The following is a 21,792-nucleotide window of genomic DNA, read 5'->3' as shown; positions in this document are numbered from 1 at the left end:
GGTTCTTATTTACGACGTTGATGGCTGTATCGTCCCGCATTCGTTTGCTGTTATTACTCTCCCTTGTTACGGTCGGAGCCGTTCACGGTGCGCCGAATTCCTTTATCCAGCAGGCGCAAAATCCCTTTGATAATAATGGGGATAGTTTGCCCGACCTCGGCATGGCGGCGCCAACGGGCGAGGGGGAAAAACACCTGGCCGAAATGGCGAAAGCCTTCGGTGAAGCCAGCATGACCGACAACGGCCTGACAACGGGCGAGCAGGCGCGTCAGTTTGCGTTTGGCCAGGTGCGCGACGCGGTGAGCGGCGAAGTGAACCAGCAGATTGAGTCCTGGCTTTCGCCCTGGGGGAACGCCAGCGTGAACTTGCTGGTGGATAACGACGGCAAATTTAACGGCAGCAGCGGGAGCTGGTTTATCCCCTGGAACGATAACAACCGTTACCTGAGCTGGAGCCAGCTTGGCCTGACCCAGCAGGCGGATGGCCTGGTCAGTAACGCCGGAATAGGCCAGCGCTGGGTCGCCGGGAAATGGCTGCTGGGTTACAACACATTTTACGATAACCTGCTGGACGAAAACCTGCAGCGTGCCGGGCTGGGCGCGGAAGCGTGGGGGGAAAATCTGCGTCTGTCAGCCAACTATTATCAGCCCTTTGCTGGCTGGCGCGATCGCTCTGACGTCCAGGAGCAGCGCATGGCGCGCGGCTATGACGTCACCGCTAAAGCCTGGCTGCCGTGGTTCCATCATCTCAATACCAGCGTGAGCTTCGAGCAATACTTCGGCGATAACGTCGACCTCTTCAACAGCGGAACCGGCTATCACAATCCGGTGGCGGTGAATCTGGGGCTTAACTATACCCCCGTGCCGCTGGTCACCCTGACCGCCGCGCACAAGCAGGGCGAAAGTGGCGCGAGCCAGAATAACCTCGGGCTGAAGCTCAACTATCGCTTTGGCGTGCCGCTGGTGAAGCAGCTTTCCGCCGGTGAAGTCGCCGCCACGCGTTCCCTGCGCGGAAGCCGCTACGACTCGCCGGAGCGCAATAGCCTGCCGGTGATGGAGTTCCGCCAGCGTAAAACGCTGTCCGTCTGGCTGGCGACGCCGCCGTGGGATCTGAAAGGGGGCGAGACCGTTATGCTGAAGCTTCAGGTTCGCAGCGCGCACGGCATTCGTGAGATCCACTGGCAGGGGGATACGCAGGCGCTGAGCCTGACGTCGCCGTCCAAAAGCAACAGCAGCGACGGCTGGAGTGTAATTATGCCTGCCTGGGATGACAGTGAAGGGGCGACAAACCGCTGGCACCTGTCGGCGGTGGTGGAAGATGAGAAAGGCCAGCGCGTCTCGTCCAATGAGATCGTGCTGACCGTCGTGCAGCCGCTGGTCGCATTGCCGGACAACGACCCGCGCTGGAAGCTTCTGCCGGAGGAGTAATCCTTAAAAAATGCGTTCCTGATGCACCCACACCGCGGCTTCAACGCGGGATTTGAGCTTCATTTTCTTCAGCATATGCTTCACGTGCACCTTGACCGTGCTTTCGGTGATGTCCAGGCGGCGGGCGATCATTTTGTTCGGCAGCCCCTGGGCAATGAGTTTGAGAATATCGCGCTCGCGCGGGGTTAACTGGCTGACGTCACGGTCAGAGGTGGCGCGATTGGCGCGCAGGCTGGCGGCCAGCACCGGCGTTAAGGCTTCGCTGAGAACCATCTCGCCCGCCGCGGCCTGCTGCAGCGCCTTAAGCAAGTCTTCCGGCTCCATATCCTTGAGCAGATAACCATCCGCCCCGCGCTTCAGCGCCGTGACCACATCCTCTTCATGATTCGACACGCTAAAGACGACGATGCGCCCGGAAAGGGATTTTTCCCGCAGCTTGTCGAGAGTTTCCAGACCGTTCATGCCGGGCATATTCAGATCGAGCAGGATCAGATCGGGATCGAGGGATTCGGCAAGCTCAATGCCCTGTTCACCGTTGCTGGCTTCGCCAACCACGGTGATATCGGGCGCCATGCTGACCAGCTGTTTCACGCCAGTACGCAGCATCGGATGGTCGTCGATCAACAGGATGGATGCCGGTTCCTGATTAGTCATGGGTTTCTCCTTGAGCAGTTGTAAGCGGTTTTTCGGGAATAAAGGTGACGACAACTTCCGTGCCACCCGTCTCTCTCCGGCGAACCTGGCAATCACCGCGCAGGCTTTGGGCGCGGTCTCGCATAATAATTAAACCATAGTGGTTAGTGCGTTCGGCATTTTCCGGCACGCCGCGGCCGTTGTCGTGAACCGTGAGCTTCACCTGATTGCTGTGCTGGCTGACGGTGACCGTTACCGCCGTCGCCCCGGAATGTTTAAGCACGTTGCTCAGCGCTTCACGGGCGATCTGCAGTACATGTATGGCCTGGTGGGAGGGGACAAACCGCGGCGGCAGCTGGTAGTCCAGCTTCACCGGGAACCCCAGCCGGGCGCTAAATTCGTGACAGCTGGACTCCAGCGCCGGACGCAGGCCCGGCTCGGCCAGCTGCAGACGGAAGGTGGTCAGCAGCTCGCGAAGCTGTATCCAGGAGGTGTTCAGCTCGTTGCGGATCTGGCCGAGCAGCTGCTTGTTGCTTTCGGGCATCTCCGCATCCTGCATCTGCAGGCAGCTCACCTGCATTTTCATACAGGAGAGCGACTGGGCGATCGAGTCGTGAAGCTCGCGGGCGATGGTCGCGCGCTCTTCCATGACGATCAGCTGCTGCTGCTTTTCCTGATGCCTGTCGAGCGCCAGCGTGGCCGTTAGCTGTTCGACCAGCGTATCGACCAGCTGCTGCTGGTCGTGGCTCAGGTGACGCCCGGCTGGCAGCGTTGCCAGCAGAATACCGTACTGGGTGTGGCTGTCGGTCAGGCGCCACTTCAGGGTAGTGCCGCCGGACGTCAGCGGCGGCAGGCCGCGAGGGCAAAGATGGCAGCCTTTGTCATCGCAGGACATATCCGACTGACAGGTAAATTCCTGATGGTTGTCTTCGTCTTCCACGTCGTAGACGCGCAGCTCAAGGTCATGAAGCAGGGTCAGATTTTGCAGGCCGTTCAGCACCGGAGAGAGGCGTTCGCATAGCGGCACCTGCATGTGCAGACGACGGTTGGCCTGCCACAGGAAGGAGAGGATCTCGTTTTTCTGCTCCAGTCCGGCCGTTTTTTCCTGAACGCGCTGTTCCAGCACCGCGTAGCTCTCGGAGAGCTCTGCAGACATGGTGTTGAGCGCCTGGCCGAGCATGGCCATCTCGTTGCGCCCGCTGATGTGCGTGCGCTGGGTAAAATCGCGTGCGGTCACCGCGCGGGCCATTGCCAGCAGCTGTTTCCACGGGTTCAGCAGCCGCGCGCGGAGCCAGACGATGGTGAAGATCAGCAGCAGCCCCATAAACAGCGCCATGGCGCGGTGCACCATCACCACCCGGTCGATGCGTAATTCGGTGGTTTGGTCGAAAGAGGAGACCAGCGCATCGATGCGTGAGACGAAACCCGCCACGTCCTGCGCAACGGTTTCGGTGCTGCGCGCCTGTTTCAGCCCGGGCTCCAGTTGGGTGTGCCAGTAGCCCTGAAGGGCTTTGAGCTGATATTGCTGACCGGCGCGGATGGCGGCGTTTTCCAGTTCGGGGCTGAAGACCGTGCGCTCCATCTCATCAATCAGGGGCCGATCGTCCTGCGTCAGGGGAACCGACGCCAGCAGGCGATAACTCTGCATGCGTAGCGAGCCTGCCTCGTTGATGGCATGCGCATTACCCTGTACGCCCTGTACCAGCCAGCCGGAGATCGCCATGCCGGTCACGCCGATGGCGGTGGACAGCAAAACGATAAGGGCTAGCTGATTCACGAGCGTCAGCGGAGATAAACATCTTTTTAACATAGAGGTGGCGTGCTCCTGACGTGGCCTGCTTGCAGGAATGGCGCTATTCTGGTGCATACCCTGGAGTATACCCATACCAATAAAGGATTACCCCTAAATTGCCAACGGAGTAGGGGGAAGGAGGTGGGGGTAGTCTGGAACCGTCAGTGCCGTGAAAAACCACGTCTTTTTTACCGAATTAGCCTACTCACTAAGGGTGAGGCCTTATTTTACGCCGCAAATCCTCCCACTTTTCCTTTGATTTATATCAACTTACCGCCGCCCTAAAACCCTAATGTTTGCAGCATCATTCGAGAATCAGAGGTGTCTATGAGTCACTCATCCGCTCCCGAAAGGGAAAATGGTGCCGTTATTACAGACTGGCGTCCAGAGGATCCGGCGTTCTGGCAACAGCGCGGCCATCGTGTAGCAAGCCGGAATCTGTGGATTTCCGTGCCGTGTTTGTTATTAGCGTTTTGCGTATGGATGTTGTTTAGCGCGGTGGCGGTCAACCTGCCCAAAGTCGGGTTTACGTTTACGACCGATCAGCTGTTTATGCTGACCGCGCTGCCGTCGCTGTCAGGCGCGCTGCTGCGTGTGCCTTACGCGTTTATGGTGCCGGTGTTTGGCGGTCGTCGCTGGACGGCGTTCAGTACGGGCATCATGATCGTCCCCTGCGTCTGGCTCGGCTTCGCGGTGCAGGATACCTCTACGCCGTTCAGCGTGTTCGTGATTATTTCCCTGCTGTGCGGTTTTGCGGGTGCGAACTTCGCCTCCAGCATGGCGAACATCAGCTTCTTCTTCCCGAAAGCGAAGCAGGGCGGTGCGCTGGGCATTAACGGCGGCCTGGGGAATATGGGCGTCAGCGTGATGCAGCTGATTGCCCCGCTGGCGATCTCTGTTTCTATTTTCGCGGCCTTTGGCGGCGGTGGCGTTGAGCAGGCGGATGGTTCTTCCCTCTATCTGCAGAACGCCGCCTGGATCTGGGTGCCTTTCCTGGTGGTCTTCACCCTCGCAGCCTGGTTCTTTATGAATGACCTGTCCGCGTCGAAGGCGTCGCTGAGCGAACAGCTGCCGGTGCTGAAGCGTGGACACCTCTGGGTGATGGCGCTGCTGTATCTGGCTACCTTCGGTTCGTTTATCGGCTTCTCTGCGGGCTTCGCGATGCTGTCGAAAACGCAGTTCCCGGAGATTCAAATCCTGCACTTTGCCTTCTTCGGACCGTTTATCGGTGCCCTGGCGCGTTCGCTGGGCGGTATGGTCTCTGACCGTCTCGGCGGTACCCGCGTGACGCTGGTGAACTTCGTCGTGATGGCGGTGTTCTGCGCGCTGCTGTTCCTCACTCTACCCGTCGACGGGCAGGGCGGTAACTTCATCGCCTTCTTCGGCGTGTTTATGGTGCTGTTCCTGACGGCCGGGCTGGGGAGCGCGTCTACCTTCCAGATGATCTCCGTGATCTTCCGTAAGCTGACGATGGATCGCGTGAAGGCGCAGGGCGGGAGCGAAGAGCAGGCCATGCGCGAAGCGGCGACGGATACGGCCGCGGCGCTGGGCTTTATCTCTGCCATCGGCGCGATTGGCGGCTTCTTTATCCCGAAAGCGTTCGGTATCTCTCTGGACCTGACCGGCTCACCGGCCGGTGCCATGAAAGTCTTCCTCGTCTTCTATATCGCCTGCGTTGTGATTACGTGGCTGGTATATGGCCGAAATACCAAGAAAAATAAGTAAGTGTGATTATCCGTTTACGCGGCCTTCGGGCCGCATTTTTTTTAGCCTGAATAATAGTTACAACATACTTACGGCTTTTACGGCAGACGCCTGCGGTGACACTGTGATCGCCATCGCTTTGCAGGTGGCTCTACCCCTTAATACCTGAGATGTTAAATTTTGACTGGCTTTTTGTACGATAAAATAAAAATAACTCTATATTTCATGATGATATGAATTTTTTGAAGATACCGCTTTGGTGGTATTTGGTGTAATCCCTCGCCTGAAAGTCCCTCCTCGTCTTGATCGTTATCAATTCTCCCCCTCTTTCAGGGCGTTACCTTCGCTGTAAATCAGCAATGTCGATTTAGAGAGCCACAGGCTCCACACAGGAGATACCCGATGAGCAAATTTTTGGACCGGTTTCGCTACTTCAAACAGAAGGGTGAAACTTTTGCCGATGGGCACGGCCAGGTTCTGGATACCAACCGGGACTGGGAAGACGGTTACCGCCAGCGCTGGCAGCATGACAAAGTCGTCCGTTCGACCCACGGCGTGAACTGTACCGGTTCATGCAGCTGGAAGATTTTCGTTAAAAACGGTCTGGTGACCTGGGAAATGCAGCAGACCGACTATCCGCGCACCCGCCCGGATATGCCAAACCACGAACCGCGCGGCTGCCCGCGCGGTGCCAGCTACTCCTGGTATCTCTACAGCGCTAACCGTCTGAAATACCCGCTGATGCGCAAGCGCCTGATGAAAATGTGGCGTGAGGCGAAAGTGCAGCACAGCGATCCGGTGGATGCCTGGGCGTCCATCATCGAAGACGCTGACAAAGCAAAAAGCTTCAAGCAGGCTCGCGGTCGCGGTGGTTTCGTTCGCTCCTCATGGAAAGAGGTAAACGAGCTGATTGCCGCCTCCAACGTCTACACCGTCAAAACCTACGGTCCTGACCGCGTGGCGGGCTTCTCGCCAATTCCGGCGATGTCGATGGTCTCTTACGCTTCCGGGGCGCGCTATCTGTCTCTAATCGGCGGTACCTGCCTGAGCTTCTACGACTGGTACTGCGACCTGCCGCCTGCGTCTCCGCAGACCTGGGGCGAGCAGACCGACGTGCCGGAGTCCGCGGACTGGTACAACTCCAGCTATATCATCGCCTGGGGCTCAAACGTACCTCAGACCCGTACGCCGGACGCGCACTTCTTTACCGAAGTCCGTTACAAAGGCACCAAAACCGTAGCAGTGACCCCTGACTACGCGGAAATCGCCAAGCTTTGCGATCTGTGGCTGGCGCCGAAACAGGGTACCGACGCGGCGATGGCGATGGCGATGGGCCACGTCATGCTGCGTGAATTCCATCTTGATAAGCCAAGCCAGTACTTCACCGACTACGTTCGCCGCTACACCGACATGCCGATGCTGGTCATGCTGGAAGAGCGTGAGGGCTACTATGCCGCGGGCCGCACGCTGCGCGCAGCCGATCTGGTGGATTCGCTGGGCCAGGAAAACAACCCTGAGTGGAAAACCGTTGCGTATAACAGCAACGGCGAGCTGGTGGCGCCAAACGGCTCTATCGGCTTCCGCTGGGGCGAGAAGGGCAAGTGGAACCTTGAGCAACGCAACGGTACGACCGGTGAAGAGACGGAGCTGCGCCTGAGCATGCTGGGCAGCCAGGACGAGATCGCTGAAGTCGGGTTCCCGTACTTCGGCGGTGAAGGTTCAGAGCACTTCAACAAGGTTGAACTGAAAAACGTTCTGATGCACAAACTGCCGGTTAAGCGCCTACAGCTGGCCGACGGCTCTACCGCGCTGGTCACCACCGTTTATGACCTGACCATGGCGAACTACGGTCTGGAGCGCGGTCTGGGCGATGAAAACTGCGCAACCGGCTATGACGACGTGAAGGCCTACACCCCGGCCTGGGCGGAACAGATTACCGGCGTGCCTCGCGCGCACATTACCCGTATCGCACGTGAGTTTGCAGAAAACGCGGACAAAACGCACGGTCGTTCGATGATCATCGTCGGCGCGGGTCTGAACCACTGGTATCACCTCGATATGAACTATCGCGGTCTGATCAACATGCTGATCTTCTGCGGCTGCGTCGGTCAGAGCGGCGGCGGCTGGGCACACTACGTCGGCCAGGAAAAACTGCGTCCGCAGACCGGCTGGCAGCCGCTGGCGTTTGCCCTCGACTGGCAGCGTCCGGCACGCCATATGAACAGCACCTCCTACTTCTATAACCACTCCAGCCAGTGGCGCTACGAGACGGTCACCGCGCAGGAGCTGCTGTCGCCGATGGCGGATAAATCCCGCTACAGCGGCCACCTGATTGACTTCAACGTGCGCGCAGAGCGCATGGGCTGGCTGCCATCGGCGCCGCAGCTGGGCACTAACCCGCTGCGCATTGCGGAAGCGGCGAAGAAGGCGGGCATGTCACCGGTGGATTACACCGTAAAATCCCTGAAGGATGGCTCAATCCGCTTCGCGGCGGAACAGCCGGAGAACGGTAAAAACCACCCGCGCAACCTGTTCATCTGGCGCTCCAACCTGCTGGGCTCGTCCGGTAAAGGCCACGAGTACATGCTGAAATACCTGCTCGGTACCGAAAACGGTATCCAGGGGAAAGATCTCGGCAAGCAGGGCGGCGTGAAGCCGGAAGAGGTCGAGTGGAAAGATAACGGCCTCGACGGCAAGCTGGATCTGGTGGTGACGCTCGACTTCCGTCTGTCCAGCACCTGCCTGTACTCCGACATCGTGCTGCCAACCGCGACCTGGTACGAAAAAGACGACATGAATACCTCGGATATGCATCCGTTTATTCATCCGCTGTCTGCGGCCGTTGACCCGGCGTGGGAATCGAAAAGCGACTGGGATATCTACAAAGACATCGCGAAGAAATTCTCCGAAGTCTGCGTTGGGCACCTCGGCAAAGAGACCGACGTGGTGACGCTGCCAATTCAGCACGACTCCGCTGCCGAACTGGCGCAGCCGCTGGACGTGAAGGACTGGAAAAAAGGCGAATGCGACCTGATCCCGGGCGTAACCGCGCCGCACATTATTCCGGTTGAACGCGACTATCCGGCAACCTACGAGCGCTTTACCTCTATCGGCCCGCTAATGGAGAAAATCGGTAACGGCGGGAAAGGGATCGCCTGGAACACCCAGAGCGAAATGGATCTGCTGCGCAAGCTCAACTACACCAAAGCGGACGGCCCGGCGAAAGGCCAGCCGATGCTAAACACGGCGATTGATGCGGCAGAGATGATCCTGACCCTGGCCCCGGAAACCAACGGCCACGTTGCCGTCAAAGCCTGGGCGGCGCTGAGCGAGTTCACCGGTCGCGACCATACGCACCTGGCGACGAATAAAGAGGAAGAGAAAATCCGCTTCCGCGATATTCAGGCGCAGCCGCGCAAGATTATCTCCAGCCCGACCTGGTCTGGTCTGGAAGATGAGCACGTGTCCTATAACGCGGGCTACACCAACGTTCACGAGCTGATCCCATGGCGCACCCTGTCAGGCCGTCAGTCGCTGTATCAGGATCACCAGTGGATGCGCGACTTCGGTGAAAGCCTGCTGGTCTACCGTCCGCCAATCGACACCCGCTCCGTGAAAGCGGTGATGGGCGCGAAATCGAACGGTAACCCAGAGAAGGCGTTGAACTTCCTGACGCCGCACCAGAAGTGGGGTATCCACTCCACCTACAGCGACAACCTGCTGATGCTGACCCTGTCGCGCGGCGGTCCGATTGTCTGGATGAGCGAAACGGACGCCAAAGATCTGGGTATCGAAGATAACGACTGGATCGAAGTGTTCAACAGCAACGGTGCCCTGACGGCGCGTGCGGTGGTGAGCCAGCGCGTACCGGCCGGGATGACCATGATGTACCACGCGCAGGAACGTATCGTTAACCTGCCGGGGTCAGAAATTACCGAGCAGCGCGGCGGGATCCACAACTCCGTGACCCGCATTACGCCGAAGCCGACCCACATGATCGGTGGCTATGCGCAGCTGGCCTACGGCTTTAACTACTACGGCACCGTAGGATCGAACCGCGATGAGTTCGTGGTGGTACGTAAGATGAAGAATATTAACTGGTTAGACGACGAAGGTAATGACCAGGTACAGGAGAGCGTAAAATGAAAATTCGTTCACAAGTCGGCATGGTGCTGAATCTGGATAAATGCATCGGCTGTCATACCTGCTCGGTCACCTGTAAAAACGTCTGGACCAGCCGCGAAGGTATGGAGTACGCCTGGTTCAACAACGTGGAAAGCAAGCCGGGCACCGGCTTCCCGACCGACTGGGAAAACCAGGAGAAGTGGAAGGGCGGCTGGATCCGTAAAATCAACGGCAAGCTGCAGCCGCGCATGGGTAACCGCGCGATGCTGCTGGGTAAAATCTTCGCTAACCCGCACCTGCCGGGCATCGACGATTACTACGAGCCGTTTGACTACGACTACCAGAACCTGCACAACGCGCCGGAAAGCAAGCACCAGCCGATCGCCCGTCCGCGCTCGCTGATCACCGGTCAGCGCATGGACAAGATCACCAGCGGTCCAAACTGGGAGGAGATTCTGGGCGGCGAGTTCGAGAAGCGCGCCAAAGACCAGAACTTCGAGAACATGCAGAAGGCGATGTACGGCCAGTTCGAAAATACCTTCATGATGTATCTGCCGCGCCTGTGCGAGCACTGCCTCAACCCGGCGTGCGTGGCGACCTGCCCGAGCGGCGCTATCTACAAGCGTGAAGAAGATGGCATCGTGCTGATCGACCAGGACAAGTGCCGCGGCTGGCGTATGTGCATCACCGGCTGCCCGTACAAAAAAATCTACTTCAACTGGAAGAGCGGTAAATCTGAGAAGTGCATCTTCTGCTACCCGCGTATCGAAGCCGGAATGCCGACCGTCTGCTCAGAAAGCTGCGTAGGCCGTATTCGCTACCTCGGCGTGCTGCTGTATGACGCGGACGCGATTGAAAATGCCGCCAGCACCGAGCACGAGAAAGATCTGTATCAGCGTCAGCTGGACGTGTTCCTCGATCCGAACGATCCGAAGGTGATCGAGCAGGCCCTGAAAGACGGCGTGCCGCAGAGCGTGATTGACGCGGCGCAGCAGTCACCGGTGTACAAAATGGCGATGGACTGGAAGCTGGCCCTGCCGCTGCACCCGGAATATCGCACCCTGCCGATGGTCTGGTACGTGCCGCCGCTGTCGCCGATTCAGTCCGCGGCTGACGCGGGCGAACTGGGCAGTAACGGCATCCTGCCGGACGTAGAAAGCCTGCGTATTCCGGTTCAGTACCTGGCGAACCTGTTGACCGCAGGGGACACCCAGCCGGTACTGCTCGCGCTGAAGCGTATGCTGGCGATGCGTCACTTCAAACGCGCGGAAACCGTAGACGGCGTGATCGATACCCGCGCGCTGGAAGAGGTTGGTCTGACCGAAGCGCAGGCGCAGGAGATGTACCGCTATCTGGCGATTGCCAACTACGAAGACCGTTTCGTGGTGCCGAGCAGCCACCGCGAGCTGGCCCGTGAAGCCTTCCCGGAAAAAAATGGCTGTGGCTTTACCTTTGGCGACGGTTGCCACGGGTCAGACAGCAAATTCAACCTGTTCAACAGCCGCCGCATCGATGCCATGGATGTGACCAGCAAAACGGAGCCGCACCAATGATTGAACTCGTCATTGTTTCGCGTCTGCTCGAGTACCCGGATGCTGCGCTTGCGCAGCATCAGCAGGAACTCTTTGATGCACTCGCGTCATCTGAAAACCTGGATAAAGACGATGCCCAGCGGCTTGGCGTTTTCCTCCGCGATCTGCTGGCGCGCGACCTTCTGGATGCCCAGTCGGACTACAGCCAGCTGTTTGACCGTGGTCGTGCGACCTCGCTGCTGCTGTTTGAACACGTTCACGGTGAGTCCCGTGACCGCGGTCAGGCGATGGTGGACCTGATGGCCCAGTACGAACAGCACGGCCTGCAGCTCGACAGCCGCGAGCTGCCGGATCATCTCCCGCTGTATCTGGAGTACCTGGCGCAGCTGCCGAAAGAGGAGGCGCTGGGCGGTCTGCAGGATATCGCGCCGATCCTGGCGCTGCTCGGCGCGCGTCTTCAGCAGCGCGAGAGCCGCTATGCTGTTCTGTTCGATCTGCTGGTGAAGCTGGCCAACGCCTCGGTCGACAGTGAAAAAGTGGCGGAGAAAATTGCGGATGAAGCCCGCGACGATACCCCACAGGCGCTGGATGCCGTCTGGGAAGAAGAGCAGGTGAAATTCTTTGCTGACCAGAACTGCGGCGAGTCTGAAATCTCCGCTCACCAGCGTCGCTTTGCCGGCGCGGTTGCCCCGCAATATTTGAATATCTCTAACGGAGGACGGCACTAATGTACTTCCTGAATATGTTCTTCTTTGACATTTACCCGTATATCGCGGGCACCGTGTTCCTGGTGGGAAGCTGGCTGCGTTACGACTACGGCCAGTACACCTGGCGTGCCGCCTCCAGCCAGATGCTGGATCGTAAAGGGATGCATGTGGGCTCTAACCTGTTTCACATCGGTATTCTGGGGATTTTTGCCGGTCACTTCCTGGGGATGCTGACGCCGCACTGGATGTATGAAGCGTGGCTACCGATCGAGGTGAAGCAGAAGATGGCGATGATCGCCGGCGGTGCCTGCGGCGTGATGACTCTGGTGGGGGGCCTGCTGCTGCTGAAACGTCGTCTGTTCAGCCCGCGCGTGCGTGCGACCACGACCGCAGCGGATATTCTGATCCTCTCCCTGCTGATGGTGCAGTGCGCGCTGGGCCTGCTGACCATTCCGTTCTCGGCGCAGCATATGGACGGGAGCGAAATGATGAAGCTCGTCGGCTGGGCGCAGTCCGTGGTGACCTTCCACGGCGGAGCCTCCGCGCACCTGGACGGCGTAGCGTTTATCTTCCGCGTTCACCTGGTGCTGGGGATGACGCTGTTTGTGCTGTTCCCGTTCTCACGTCTGGTGCATATCTGGAGCGCGCCGGTGGAGTACCTGACGCGCAAATACCAGATTGTGCGTGCCCGTCGCTAATTCGCCGTTTTGATACCAACCCCGCATTCGCGGGGTTTTTTTTCGCCCCAGCCCAGGTTATTGCCCGCGGCAGCAAACAGGATCAGCGCGCCGCCCGCCAGCTGCGTCAGGTTCAGCGAGTGTCCGAACACCAGATTATCGACAACGATCGCCACCACCGGATAGATAAACGACAGGGAGCCGGTAATGGGCGTAGGCAGCTTCTGGATCGCGCTGTAGAGCAGCTGGTACATAATGCCGGTATGGACGATGCCCAGCGTCAGCAGGATCGGCCAGGGAAAATCACCGGAAAATGACGGCATGCTGGCAAACGGCAAAAGCATCACGACGCCCGTCAGCACCTGGATAAAGGCAATATGCTGCGGCGCAACGGATCTGAGCTTGCGGGCAATAATGGCCGTGACCGCATAGAAGAAAGCCGCGGCCATCGCCAGGCCGATTCCGGCGAGCCATTCACTGCCGTGCGCGCCGGTCAGCTCGCTGGAGAGCAAGATCACCACGCCGCCGAAGGCGAGGAACAGCCAGCCCCATTTCACCAGGCTAACGCGCTCACCTAAAAACATCCCCATTAAGACCAGCATAAACGGCTGGGTGTTATAGACCACGGTAGAAAGACCAATCGAGATCCGTTCATAGGCCGCGAAGAGCAGCAGCCAGTTCACCACGAGCGCTACGCCGCCGAGAATGGCCAGCAGCAGCGTGGTGCGGGTGAGGGGACTGAAGGGCTTTTGACTTGCCCGGATAAAAATAAAAAGCGCTATTGCCCCGATAAGACAGCGCCAGAACACCACTTCCGTCACCGGCAGACCGCTGAGTAATACAAACGCACCGATAGAGCCGGAAATTAACATCGCCAGGCTCATTTGCCAGACGCCTTTATGGAAATCACGCATCATCCACCTCCTGATTGTATGTCACTATTGTCGAAAATCGCTGTCGGGTTTTACAGGGATGAGATAAGGTGAAATGCAGTGATGGCTTTTTAAAATTAGGTGAAAACGATGGAATACCTTCTCGATGATATCGACCGTCAAATTTTAGCCTGTCTGGTCGAGGATGCGCGCATGTCTTTGAAGGTGCTCAGCGGACGCATCGGTCTGACTTCCCCCAGCACGGCAGAACGCCTGAAGAGGCTGGAAGAGCGCGGTGTGATTCAGGGGTATGGCGCACGGGTGAATCTGGCGGCGCTGGGGTATACGCTGCAGGCGCTGGTGCGCGTGCGTCCTTTGCCGGGGTTGTTGCATAAGGTGGATAAATACATTCAGGCGATGCCGGAGTGTATAGAGAGCGACAAAGTCACCGGGGAAGATTGCTTTGTGATTAGGCTGGTGGTGCGATCGATAGAGCAGCTGGATGTGCTGCTGGACGGCCTGGCGGAGCATGCCCAGTGCAATACGTCGATTGTGAAGAGTTCGCCGGTGAAGCGTCGTTTGCCGCCGATGTAGGCTTCTGGCTTCTGTCGCCGGGTGGCGGCTGCGCCTACGAAGGCTTCCCCGTTACGGAAATGCATGATGCCTGATGCAAAAAGGAGGTTTGGAGTTATTTGAAAGTGATGGTGGTGGGGGAAGGATTACTCGGCGCGTTGCGCCTCGCCCTTCGGGTCGTTGCCTGCGGCAACGCTTTCTCGCTACGCTCGAATCGAACCTTAGTCGAAGTTTCTCATCCTTCCCCGTTACGGAAATGCATGATGCCTGGTGCAAAAAGGAGGTTTGGATTTATTTGAAAGTGATGGTGGTGGGGGAAGGATTACTCGGCGCGTTGCGCCTCGCCCTTCGGGTCGTTGCCTGCGGCAACGCTTTCTCGCTACGCTCGAATCGAACCTTAGTCGAAGTTTCTCATCCTTCCCCGTTACGGAAATGCATGATGCCTGGTGCAAAAAGGAGGTTTGGATTTATTTGAAAGTGATGGTGGTGGGGGAAGGATTACTCGGCGCGTTGCGCCTCGCCCTTCGGGTCGTTGCCTGCGGCAACGCTTTCTCGCTACGCTCGAATCGAACCTTGGTCGAAGCTTCTCATCCTTCCCCGTTACGGAAATGCATGATGCCTGGTGCGAACAGAGGGTTTAGCGTCATTTGAAGGTGATGGTGGTGGGGGAAGGATTACTCGGCGCGTTGCGCCTCGCCCTTCGGGTCGTTGCCTGCGGCAACGCTTTCTCGCTACGCTCGAATCGAACCTTGGTCGAAGCTTCTCATCCTTCCCCGTTACGGAAATGCATGATGCCTGGTGCGAACAGAGGGTTTAGCGTCATTTGAAGGTGATGGTGGTGGGGGAAGGATTACTCGGCGCGTTGCGCCTCGCCCTTCGGGTCGTTGCCTGCGGCAACGCTTTCTCGCTACGCTCGAATCGAACCTTGGTCGAAGCTTCTCATCCTTCCCCGTTACGGAAATGCATGATGCCTGGTGCGAACAGAGGGTTTAGCGTCATTTGAAGGTGATGGTGGTGGGGGAAGGATTCGAACCTTCGAAGTCGATGACGGCAGATTTACAGTCTGCTCCCTTTGGCCGCTCGGGAACCCCACCAGGGGTAATTCAAATTTTGAGGTCTTGCTGAGAGATGGTGGTGGGGGAAGGATTCGAACCTTCGAAGTCGATGACGGCAGATTTACAGTCTGCTCCCTTTGGCCGCTCGGGAACCCCACCACGGGGTAATGCTTTTTGACTTACCTGCTTCTGCTGGAAGCGGGGCGCATCATATCAAATGAGGCGCCCCTGTAAAGCATTCCTTTAGGTAAATGAAGCTGTTTGCCTGCTTTTTATCCGTAAAGGCGCAAAGCTAATCAATTCATTTTCCGAAAGATTAAAGAATGATGGTTCTGTTGCCGTAGACAAAGACACGCTGCGCCAGCACCTGATACAGCGCACGACTGAGCACGTTCTTCTCAACGTCACGCCCTGCACGCATCATGTCCTCGGCCGTGTAGGTGTGGTCCACGTGAATCACGTCCTGCATGATGATTGGACCTTCGTCCAGGTTGTCATTCACATAGTGCGCGGTCGCACCGATGATCTTCACGCCGCGCTCGTAGGCCTGGTGGTAGGGACGCGCGCCAATAAAGGCCGGCAGGAACGAGTGGTGAATGTTGATGATCTTGTTCGGGAAACGCGCCACGAAGGATGGCGTTAACACGCGCATGTATTTCGCCAGCACCACGTAGTCCGGGTTATGCGCTTCAATGGCCTGCGCCATCAGATCGTCGTGTTCTTCACGGGTATGGCCTTCGTGGCTCACCAGCTCGAACGGAATATCAAAACGCTCGACCAGCGTGCGCAGCGTCTCATGGTTGCCAATAACGGCAGCTATTTCCACGTCCAGACCGCCGTAGTTTGCTTTCATCAGCAGGTCGCCCAGACAGTGTGCTTCTTTGGTCACCAGGATCACGATGCGGCGTCGACCGGCTGGGGTTAGTTCGCGCACGGAACCTTCCGGAAGCGCGCTGTCGAGATCGGCAAGCAGGGTGGTGTCGTTGAAAATACCTTCGAGTTCGGTACGCATAAAGAAGCGGCCGGTACGGTGGTCAACGAACTCGTTGTTCTGCACGATATTCAGTTCATGTTTGTAGCAAATGTTGGTAATTCGTGCGATCAGTCCTTTTTGATCGGGACAGATGGTGCGCAGAACTTTACGTTGTAATGATTGCATCGCCGGGAAATCCTGTTTGTATTTGCGAAGTCTGGGTTGTCAGGCATTACTGCCCGCAACACTTTTTAAATTTTTTACCTGAACCACACGGGCAGGGATCGTTACGACCAAACTGTGGGCGCGTTCCGTCAATATAATACCACTGCCCGCTTTCCTTTAAGAACCGGGAACGCTCGATAATGGCACCAGGTTTATTATTCTCGGTAAAACGAGCGACAAAGCTGACGTAACCTTCATCCACATGACTGCCCGTTGAGGATTCATAGACGGTAAGGCCGAGCCACTGCGTGTTCGCGAAGCCGGCTTCGATGTCCTGTCTGAATTCGGCAGCGTGGCAGGAGGGATGCCAGGTTTTAATCAGGTAGTCTGCGTCTTTGATCACAAAAGCAGTGTAACGTGAACGCATGAGGTGTGACGGGTCTGGTGCAACCTGATCGCCAGACAGATATCGCTGGCAACATAGGCTATACTCCAGAGCGCTACCACAAGGGCAGAGTTGAGACACGATTCTCTTCCTGGAACAAATAATAAAGGCGTAAAACGCTTCGGGTAGCACTATGTTAACTGAGCTGTTGCGTTGACGCTATGTCAGGAATCCAGGGGAAGTAAAACAGGGCTAATGAGAAAGGTTAAAATTGGACTGGCGCTGGGCTCAGGTGCAGCCCGGGGATGGTCACACATCGGCGTGATTAATGCCTTAAACAAGATGGGCATTAACGTAGATATTGTCGCAGGGTGTTCAATAGGATCGCTTGTCGGCTCCGCTTACGCGTGCGGGAAGCTTCCGGAACTCGAGACCTGGGTGCGTTCCTTCAGTTACTGGGACGTCCTGCGCCTGATGGATCTCTCGTGGCAGCGTGGTGGGCTGTTGCGCGGCGAACGCGTCTTTAACCAGTTCCGCCAGGTTATGCCTCTCGAAGACTTCACTGATTGTCAGATGCCCTTTGGCGCCGTCGCGACGAACCTCAGCACGGGACGCGAACTCTGGCTAACCGAAGGGGATATCCATCTTGCCGTGCGCGCCTCCTGCAGCATGCCGGGGCTTATGGCGCCTGTCCCACACAACGGTTACTGGCTTGTCGACGGTGGCGTTGTAAACCCGGTTCCCATCTCTCTGACCCGTGCAATGGGGGCGGATATCGTAATTGCCGTCGACCTGCAGCACGACGCCCACCTGATGCAACAGGACCTCATGCCGGTCAATCTCCAGAGCGAAGATGCCGAGGGCGAGAAACTGGCCTGGCATGAGCGCCTGCGCGGTAGAATCGGGCGTATGTCCGCGCGACGCTCGGTTGCCGCGCCGACGGCGATAGAAATCATGACCACGTCAATCCAGGTACTGGAGAATCGCCTTAAGCGCAATCGTATGGCAGGCGACCCGCCAGATATTCTTATTCAGCCTTACTGTCCGCAAATCTCTACTCTTGATTTCCATCGGGCTGAGGCCGCCATCGCAGCGGGCTCGTTAGCCGTCGAAAAGAAAATGGACGAATTGTTGCCTTTTGTGCAAACAGCACGTTAAGCACCTTTTTTTGACTACTTCAGCAAAATCTGACAGGCGATAGTGCCGATCGCATGCCACTATTTAGTTACTGTCAGCCAGGGGAGGAACCATGACGCAGCCATTGGCCGGAAAACACATTTTGATTGTTGAAGACGAGCCCGTTTTCCGATCGCTACTGGATTCGTGGTTATCCTCGCTGGGAGCAATCACTTCACTGGCTGAAGATGGTATCGACGCCCTGGAAAAAATGATCAGCATTACGCCCGATTTAATGATTTGCGACATTGAGATGCCGCGCATGAACGGGCTGAAGCTGGTTGAACATCTGCGTAACGAAGGCAACCAGACGCCGATTCTGGTGATCTCTGCCACAGAGAATATGGCGGATATCGCCAAAGCATTGCGACTCGGTGTCCAGGATATTCTGCTTAAACCGGTCAAGGATCTGAACCGGCTGCGAGAAACGGTCTTAGCGTGCCTTTATCCGAATATGTTTAATTCCCGGGTAGAGGAAGAGGAGCGTCTTTTCCAGGACTGGGATGCCCTGGTGAGTGATCCTCCTGCTGCGGCGAAACTGTTGCAAGAACTTCAGCCACCCGTACAGCAAACTATTTCACACTGCCGCGTAAATTATCGTCAGCTGGTGGCGGCTGATCAGCCGGGACTGGTACTGGATATCGCACCTTTATCTGATTCCGACCTTGCGTTTTATTCTCTGGATGTCACCCGGGCAGGGGATAATGGCGTATTAGCCGCGTTACTTCTTCGCGCGCTTTTTAATGGTTTGCTGCAGGAACAGTTATCGCATCAGGGACAACGGCTGCCGGAGTTAGGCAGTTTGCTCAAACAGGTAAACCAGCTTTTTCGCCAGGCTAATTTGCCCGGACAGTTCCCGCTGCTGGTTGGCTATTACCACAGCGGTTTAAAGAATCTGATCCTCGTTTCAGCAGGTCTCAACGCTTCACTGAATACCGGTGAACATCATATTCAGGTGAGTAACGGCGTGCCGCTTGGGACATTGGGTACGGCGTATCTTAATCAAATTAGCCACCGCTGTTCCTCCTGGCAGTGCCAAATTTGGGGCGCCGGGGGACGGCTACGCTTAATGTTGTCCACGGAATAAGCAATTGGATCTTAATTTTAAGATTGCTTTACCTGTGTTTTACGGGGAGTGCTACTATCGCTGCCCAGATTCATGCGTATTTGTCCTAATTGATCGGCAACGCGTTCTTTTCAGACCCGGACTGCGGGGCGAGGCTGATATACTCAACGCGTTATTTATTGCATAAAAGTTCAAAACTTGAACAGCTCAGGAGAATTTGAATGGCTGCCCTAAATTCGAAAGTCAGAAAGGCCGTCATCCCGGTAGCGGGATTGGGGACCAGGATGTTACCAGCAACTAAGGCAATTCCTAAAGAGATGCTGCCTCTGGTTGATAAGCCATTAATCCAGTATGTCGTTAATGAATGTATCGCAGCCGGCATCACTGAAATTGTGCTGGTTACGCATTCATCAAAAAACTCTATCGAAAACCATTTCGATACAAGCTTTGAACTTGAAGCCATGCTGGAAAAACGTGTTAAGCGTCAGCTGTTAGAAGAAGTTCAGTCTATTTGCCCGCCACACGTTACCATTATGCAGGTTCGTCAGGGCCTGGCTAAAGGTTTGGGCCACGCTGTAATGTGTGCACATCCTGTTGTAGGTGATGAGCCTGTAGCGGTAATTCTGCCTGACGTAATTCTGGACGAATACGAATCCGATCTTTCTCAGGATAACCTGGCAGAGATGATCAAACGTTTCGACGAAACCGGTAGCAGCCAGATTATGGTTGAGCCTGTTGAAGACGTGACGGCATACGGTGTGGTTGACTGCAAAGGCGTTAACCTTGAGCCGGGCGAAAGCGTGCCAATGGTTGGCGTGGTAGAGAAGCCTAAAGCCGACGTAGCGCCTTCAAACCTGGCCGTTGTAGGTCGCTATGTTCTGAGCGCTGAAATCTGGCCTCTGCTGGCGAAAACGCCTCCAGGAGCGGGTGATGAGATTCAGCTGACGGATGCCATTGATATGCTGATCGAGAAAGAGACCGTTGAGGCTTACCATATGAAAGGTAAGAGCCATGACTGCGGTAATAAGCTTGGTTATATGCAGGCGTTTGTTGAATATGGTATTCGCCACAATACTCTTGGTGAAGAATTTAAAACCTGGCTCAAAGAGAGCGTAGGTATTAAGAAATAAGCCACGGGTACATATGTCCGAAACCGGTGAGGCGCTGCCCACCGGTTTTTTTATGCCCTAAACACTTCTGAAACCTGTCTCTAAGTACAGTTATTAAAATTGCCAAATAATGCTTTATGACAGAGTGTAAGGGGATGTTTGCGACAAATTTAGGTTAAAAAAAATCCCGCATTACGCGGGATTTTTCTGAATACGGCTGGATTAATCCTTGATCAGGAAGTCGTCCAGCTGTTTACCTTGTTCGTCCATGGCTTTCTTGATAACAGCAGGAGTGCGGCCCTGGCCAGTCCAGGTTTTAGTTTCGCCGTTCTCATCAACGTAGCTATATTTAGCAGGACGAGCAGCACGCTTGGCTTTAGTACCGGTTTTAGCTGCAGCCATGCTGTTCAGCAATTCATTTGGATCGATACCATCAGCAATCAGCATTTCACGATATTGCTGCAGTTTACGAGTACGTTCTTCGATTTCAGCAGCAGCTGCGCTTTCTTCTTCACGACGTTCATTAACTACAACTTCTAATTTTTCCAGCATTTCTTCAAGCGTTTCGAGGGTGCATTCTCTTGCCTGCGCACGAAGAGTACGGATGTTGTTCAGAATTTTAAGTGCTTCGCTCATTGTAGTAATCTCAAACTTATAATGGGGGGTGGTTTGTTGACCTAATAATAGAGCCATAAATTCAGTTGTGCAATAGCCAGGAATGTAAGGAATTCAAAAAATACTAAATAATGCCGCTATTATTAATTACGCTAACTTAAATTTCATCACCCAACAGTCTCGTTTGTTATCAGCTAACCCGGCTGGACCCGGTCGATTGCCTCTTTTTTTTGTGACATTTACCGCAGGAATTATAGTTGCGGCGGAGAAATATCAGCCTTTTGTATTAGTTCCCCTCCGTGATGTTAAGACTGAAATAGTTAATAAATAGTGAATTTTAATGAACGGGGATTCCACTATAAAATGCAGTGTTATGTTTGGCTAAACATATAACATATTGGCCAGGCTGAAGGAGTTTACTTCATGTTTTAGCGGGTTATTTTCATGAAAAGAAGGTTGTGAACTCCGCGCTGAAACGCTTCCTCTGTGTGCTACATCGCTGATGACCAGACAAATTATGGTACAATGAATCATCGGGAATATTACACATTGATTAGGGTTTTACGGCCAATGGCACAACTTTATTTCTACTATTCGGCAATGAATGCCGGGAAATCCACCGCGTTGCTGCAATCCTCGTACAATTACCAGGAGCGCGGGATGCGTAGCGTTGTTTATACGGCTGAAATTGACGATCGCTTTGGCGCAGGGAAGGTGAGTTCCAGAATAGGGCTCTCATCGCCTGCCAGACTGTTTAACCCGAAAACCGATCTGTTTGAGGACATTCGTACAGAACATGCTTTGCAGCCCATTCACTGTGTTCTGGTAGATGAGAGCCAGTTTCTGACGCGTGAACAGGTTCATGCCCTTTCAGAGGTGGTCGATGAGCTTGATATTCCCGTGCTGTGTTACGGCCTGCGTACGGATTTCCGCGGTGAGCTCTTTGCCGGTAGCCAGTATTTGCTTGCCTGGTCGGATAAGCTTGTTGAATTGAAAACAATCTGCTTCTGCGGTCGCAAAGCCAGCATGGTGCTTCGTCTCGACCAGGCCGGGAAACCTTATGCAGATGGCGAGCAGGTGGTTATAGGCGGTAATGAACGCTATGTTTCAGTCTGTCGTAAGCATTATAAAGAAGCGTTGTCTGTAGGCTCGCTGACGGCGATTCAACACGACAACAGGAAATAACGCCAGCCTTGTTATACAGAC

General features: G+C 55.7%; 18 protein-coding genes, 2 tRNA genes and 5 other RNA genes. 12 read left to right on the top strand and 13 right to left on the bottom strand.

The window, feature by feature from the left end; genetic code table 11:
- Nucleotides 1-20 precede the first annotated feature (20 nt).
- The gene (locus EnteroDNA1_RS04820) at nucleotides 21-1,427 is read left to right on the top strand and encodes a YchO/YchP family invasin (RefSeq protein ID WP_069302962.1); all 1,407 of its coding nucleotides are present in this window, start codon (nucleotides 21-23) and stop codon (nucleotides 1,425-1,427) included.
- A gap of 3 nt (nucleotides 1,428-1,430) precedes the next feature.
- Here EnteroDNA1_RS04820 and narL read toward each other — a convergent pair whose 3' ends face one another.
- Nucleotides 1,431-2,081 (bottom strand): two-component system response regulator NarL, encoded by a 651-nt coding sequence (narL, locus tag EnteroDNA1_RS04815; protein WP_008499531.1) that lies wholly within the window; start codon nucleotides 2,079-2,081, stop codon nucleotides 1,431-1,433.
- Entirely contained in the window at nucleotides 2,074-3,870 is a 1,797-nt protein-coding gene (narX, locus tag EnteroDNA1_RS04810) for a nitrate/nitrite two-component system sensor histidine kinase NarX (RefSeq protein WP_069302961.1), read from the bottom strand. Before narX ends, narL begins: the two co-directional genes overlap by 8 nt.
- Before the next feature lie 309 nt (nucleotides 3,871-4,179).
- Here narX and EnteroDNA1_RS04805 point away from each other — a divergent pair, with 309 nt between their 5' ends.
- From EnteroDNA1_RS04805 to narI, 5 genes are all read left to right on the top strand, one after another.
- The gene (locus tag EnteroDNA1_RS04805; RefSeq protein WP_033145765.1) at nucleotides 4,180-5,577 is read left to right on the top strand and encodes a NarK family nitrate/nitrite MFS transporter; all 1,398 of its coding nucleotides are present in this window, start codon (nucleotides 4,180-4,182) and stop codon (nucleotides 5,575-5,577) included.
- A gap of 381 nt (nucleotides 5,578-5,958) precedes the next feature.
- On the top strand, nucleotides 5,959-9,702 hold the full coding sequence (locus EnteroDNA1_RS04800; RefSeq protein WP_069302960.1) for a nitrate reductase subunit alpha: 3,744 nt from the start codon (nucleotides 5,959-5,961) through the stop codon (nucleotides 9,700-9,702).
- Nucleotides 9,699-11,234, top strand: a complete 1,536-nt coding sequence (gene narH, locus EnteroDNA1_RS04795) for a nitrate reductase subunit beta (RefSeq protein WP_039263580.1) — start codon at nucleotides 9,699-9,701, stop codon at nucleotides 11,232-11,234. Before EnteroDNA1_RS04800 ends, narH begins: the two co-directional genes overlap by 4 nt.
- Nucleotides 11,231-11,941, top strand: coding sequence for a nitrate reductase molybdenum cofactor assembly chaperone (gene narJ, locus EnteroDNA1_RS04790; RefSeq protein ID WP_045404951.1), 711 nt, complete (start codon nucleotides 11,231-11,233; stop codon nucleotides 11,939-11,941). The genes narH and narJ overlap by 4 nt, the downstream gene beginning before the upstream one ends.
- Entirely contained in the window at nucleotides 11,941-12,618 is a 678-nt protein-coding gene (narI, locus tag EnteroDNA1_RS04785; protein WP_069302959.1) for a respiratory nitrate reductase subunit gamma, read from the top strand. Before narJ ends, narI begins: the two co-directional genes overlap by 1 nt.
- On the opposite strand, the gene EnteroDNA1_RS04780 is transcribed toward narI, so the two are convergent.
- Entirely contained in the window at nucleotides 12,615-13,511 is an 897-nt protein-coding gene (locus tag EnteroDNA1_RS04780) for a DMT family transporter (protein ID WP_069302958.1), read from the bottom strand. The two genes, narI and EnteroDNA1_RS04780, sit on opposite strands and share 4 nt — an antisense overlap.
- Nucleotides 13,512-13,619: 108 nt before the next feature.
- On the opposite strand from EnteroDNA1_RS04780, the gene EnteroDNA1_RS04775 reads away from it, so the two are divergent.
- Entirely contained in the window at nucleotides 13,620-14,063 is a 444-nt protein-coding gene (locus EnteroDNA1_RS04775; protein WP_029740417.1) for an Lrp/AsnC family transcriptional regulator, read from the top strand.
- Nucleotides 14,006-14,137 carry a hypothetical protein gene (locus tag EnteroDNA1_RS22615; RefSeq protein WP_257784975.1) on the top strand — a complete coding sequence of 44 codons (132 nt, stop codon included), beginning with the start codon at nucleotides 14,006-14,008 and terminating at the stop codon, nucleotides 14,135-14,137. Before EnteroDNA1_RS04775 ends, EnteroDNA1_RS22615 begins: the two co-directional genes overlap by 58 nt.
- A 34-nt stretch (nucleotides 14,138-14,171) precedes the next feature.
- Here EnteroDNA1_RS22615 and EnteroDNA1_RS04770 read toward each other — a convergent pair.
- The 9 genes from EnteroDNA1_RS04770 to EnteroDNA1_RS04730 all read right to left on the bottom strand — a co-directional run bounded on the left by EnteroDNA1_RS04770 (nucleotide 14,172) and on the right by EnteroDNA1_RS04730 (nucleotide 16,761).
- A non-coding RNA gene (locus tag EnteroDNA1_RS04770) (RtT sRNA) lies at nucleotides 14,172-14,302 on the bottom strand.
- 45 nt (nucleotides 14,303-14,347) lie between these two features.
- A non-coding RNA gene (locus tag EnteroDNA1_RS04765) (RtT sRNA) lies at nucleotides 14,348-14,478 on the bottom strand.
- A gap of 45 nt (nucleotides 14,479-14,523) precedes the next feature.
- A non-coding RNA gene (locus EnteroDNA1_RS04760) (RtT sRNA) lies at nucleotides 14,524-14,654 on the bottom strand.
- Nucleotides 14,655-14,699: 45 nt separating this feature from the next.
- Nucleotides 14,700-14,830, bottom strand: a non-coding RNA gene (locus EnteroDNA1_RS04755) — RtT sRNA.
- Between the two features lie 45 nt (nucleotides 14,831-14,875).
- Nucleotides 14,876-15,006, bottom strand: a non-coding RNA gene (locus EnteroDNA1_RS04750) — RtT sRNA.
- 45 nt (nucleotides 15,007-15,051) lie between these two features.
- A tRNA-Tyr gene (locus tag EnteroDNA1_RS04745) sits at nucleotides 15,052-15,136 on the bottom strand.
- Nucleotides 15,137-15,171: 35 nt separating this feature from the next.
- Nucleotides 15,172-15,256, bottom strand: a tRNA-Tyr gene (locus EnteroDNA1_RS04740).
- Nucleotides 15,257-15,413: 157 nt separating this feature from the next.
- Nucleotides 15,414-16,256, bottom strand: a complete 843-nt coding sequence (purU, locus tag EnteroDNA1_RS04735; RefSeq protein ID WP_023312104.1) for a formyltetrahydrofolate deformylase — start codon at nucleotides 16,254-16,256, stop codon at nucleotides 15,414-15,416.
- Nucleotides 16,257-16,302: 46 nt separating this feature from the next.
- Nucleotides 16,303-16,761: a YchJ family protein gene (locus EnteroDNA1_RS04730; RefSeq protein ID WP_045888025.1), complete on the bottom strand. Its 459-nt coding sequence runs from the start codon at nucleotides 16,759-16,761 to the stop codon at nucleotides 16,303-16,305.
- Nucleotides 16,762-16,875: 114 nt separating this feature from the next.
- Here EnteroDNA1_RS04730 and rssA point away from each other — a divergent pair, with 114 nt between their 5' ends.
- From rssA to galU, 3 genes are all read left to right on the top strand, one after another.
- Nucleotides 16,876-17,778 carry a patatin-like phospholipase RssA gene (gene rssA / locus EnteroDNA1_RS04725; protein WP_069302957.1) on the top strand — a complete coding sequence of 301 codons (903 nt, stop codon included), beginning with the start codon at nucleotides 16,876-16,878 and terminating at the stop codon, nucleotides 17,776-17,778.
- Nucleotides 17,779-17,869: 91 nt separating this feature from the next.
- On the top strand, nucleotides 17,870-18,883 hold the full coding sequence (rssB, locus tag EnteroDNA1_RS04720) for a two-component system response regulator RssB (RefSeq protein ID WP_033145760.1): 1,014 nt from the start codon (nucleotides 17,870-17,872) through the stop codon (nucleotides 18,881-18,883).
- Between the two features lie 200 nt (nucleotides 18,884-19,083).
- Complete coding sequence (gene galU / locus EnteroDNA1_RS04715; RefSeq protein WP_008502780.1) at nucleotides 19,084-19,992, top strand: UTP--glucose-1-phosphate uridylyltransferase GalU; 909 nt, start codon at nucleotides 19,084-19,086, stop codon at nucleotides 19,990-19,992.
- Between the two features lie 201 nt (nucleotides 19,993-20,193).
- Here galU and hns read toward each other — a convergent pair whose 3' ends face one another.
- The gene (gene hns / locus EnteroDNA1_RS04710; protein ID WP_008502781.1) at nucleotides 20,194-20,607 is read right to left on the bottom strand and encodes a histone-like nucleoid-structuring protein H-NS; all 414 of its coding nucleotides are present in this window, start codon (nucleotides 20,605-20,607) and stop codon (nucleotides 20,194-20,196) included.
- Nucleotides 20,608-21,156: 549 nt separating this feature from the next.
- On the opposite strand from hns, the gene tdk reads away from it, so the two are divergent.
- Nucleotides 21,157-21,771, top strand: a complete 615-nt coding sequence (gene tdk / locus EnteroDNA1_RS04705) for a thymidine kinase (protein WP_029741683.1) — start codon at nucleotides 21,157-21,159, stop codon at nucleotides 21,769-21,771.
- The last annotated feature ends 21 nt before the right edge of the window (nucleotides 21,772-21,792 follow it).

The sequence above is a fragment of the Enterobacter sp. HK169 genome (assembly GCF_001719105.1).
GTDB classification, from domain to species: domain Bacteria; phylum Pseudomonadota; class Gammaproteobacteria; order Enterobacterales; family Enterobacteriaceae; genus Enterobacter; species Enterobacter asburiae_B.
Note: the sequence above shows the minus strand (reverse complement) of the source record. Positions and strands in the feature narration are given on the sequence as shown.

Excerpts from the sequence above, each read along its gene's own strand:
- EnteroDNA1_RS04820 (WP_069302962.1), top strand. The coding sequence starts at position 21 with ATGGCTGTATCGTCCCGCATTCGTTTGCTGTTATTACTCTCCCTTGTT.
- narL (WP_008499531.1), bottom strand. The coding sequence starts at position 2,081 with ATGACTAATCAGGAACCGGCATCCATCCTGTTGATCGACGACCATCCG.
- narX (WP_069302961.1), bottom strand. The coding sequence starts at position 3,870 with ATGTTAAAAAGATGTTTATCTCCGCTGACGCTCGTGAATCAGCTAGCC.
- EnteroDNA1_RS04805 (WP_033145765.1), top strand. The coding sequence starts at position 4,180 with ATGAGTCACTCATCCGCTCCCGAAAGGGAAAATGGTGCCGTTATTACA.
- EnteroDNA1_RS04800 (WP_069302960.1), top strand. The coding sequence starts at position 5,959 with ATGAGCAAATTTTTGGACCGGTTTCGCTACTTCAAACAGAAGGGTGAA.
- narH (WP_039263580.1), top strand. The coding sequence starts at position 9,699 with ATGAAAATTCGTTCACAAGTCGGCATGGTGCTGAATCTGGATAAATGC.
- narJ (WP_045404951.1), top strand. The coding sequence starts at position 11,231 with ATGATTGAACTCGTCATTGTTTCGCGTCTGCTCGAGTACCCGGATGCT.
- narI (WP_069302959.1), top strand. The coding sequence starts at position 11,941 with ATGTACTTCCTGAATATGTTCTTCTTTGACATTTACCCGTATATCGCG.
- EnteroDNA1_RS04780 (WP_069302958.1), bottom strand. The coding sequence starts at position 13,511 with ATGCGTGATTTCCATAAAGGCGTCTGGCAAATGAGCCTGGCGATGTTA.
- EnteroDNA1_RS04775 (WP_029740417.1), top strand. The coding sequence starts at position 13,620 with ATGGAATACCTTCTCGATGATATCGACCGTCAAATTTTAGCCTGTCTG.
- purU (WP_023312104.1), bottom strand. The coding sequence starts at position 16,256 with ATGCAATCATTACAACGTAAAGTTCTGCGCACCATCTGTCCCGATCAA.
- rssA (WP_069302957.1), top strand. The coding sequence starts at position 16,876 with ATGAGAAAGGTTAAAATTGGACTGGCGCTGGGCTCAGGTGCAGCCCGG.
- rssB (WP_033145760.1), top strand. The coding sequence starts at position 17,870 with ATGACGCAGCCATTGGCCGGAAAACACATTTTGATTGTTGAAGACGAG.
- galU (WP_008502780.1), top strand. The coding sequence starts at position 19,084 with ATGGCTGCCCTAAATTCGAAAGTCAGAAAGGCCGTCATCCCGGTAGCG.
- hns (WP_008502781.1), bottom strand. The coding sequence starts at position 20,607 with ATGAGCGAAGCACTTAAAATTCTGAACAACATCCGTACTCTTCGTGCG.
- tdk (WP_029741683.1), top strand. The coding sequence starts at position 21,157 with ATGGCACAACTTTATTTCTACTATTCGGCAATGAATGCCGGGAAATCC.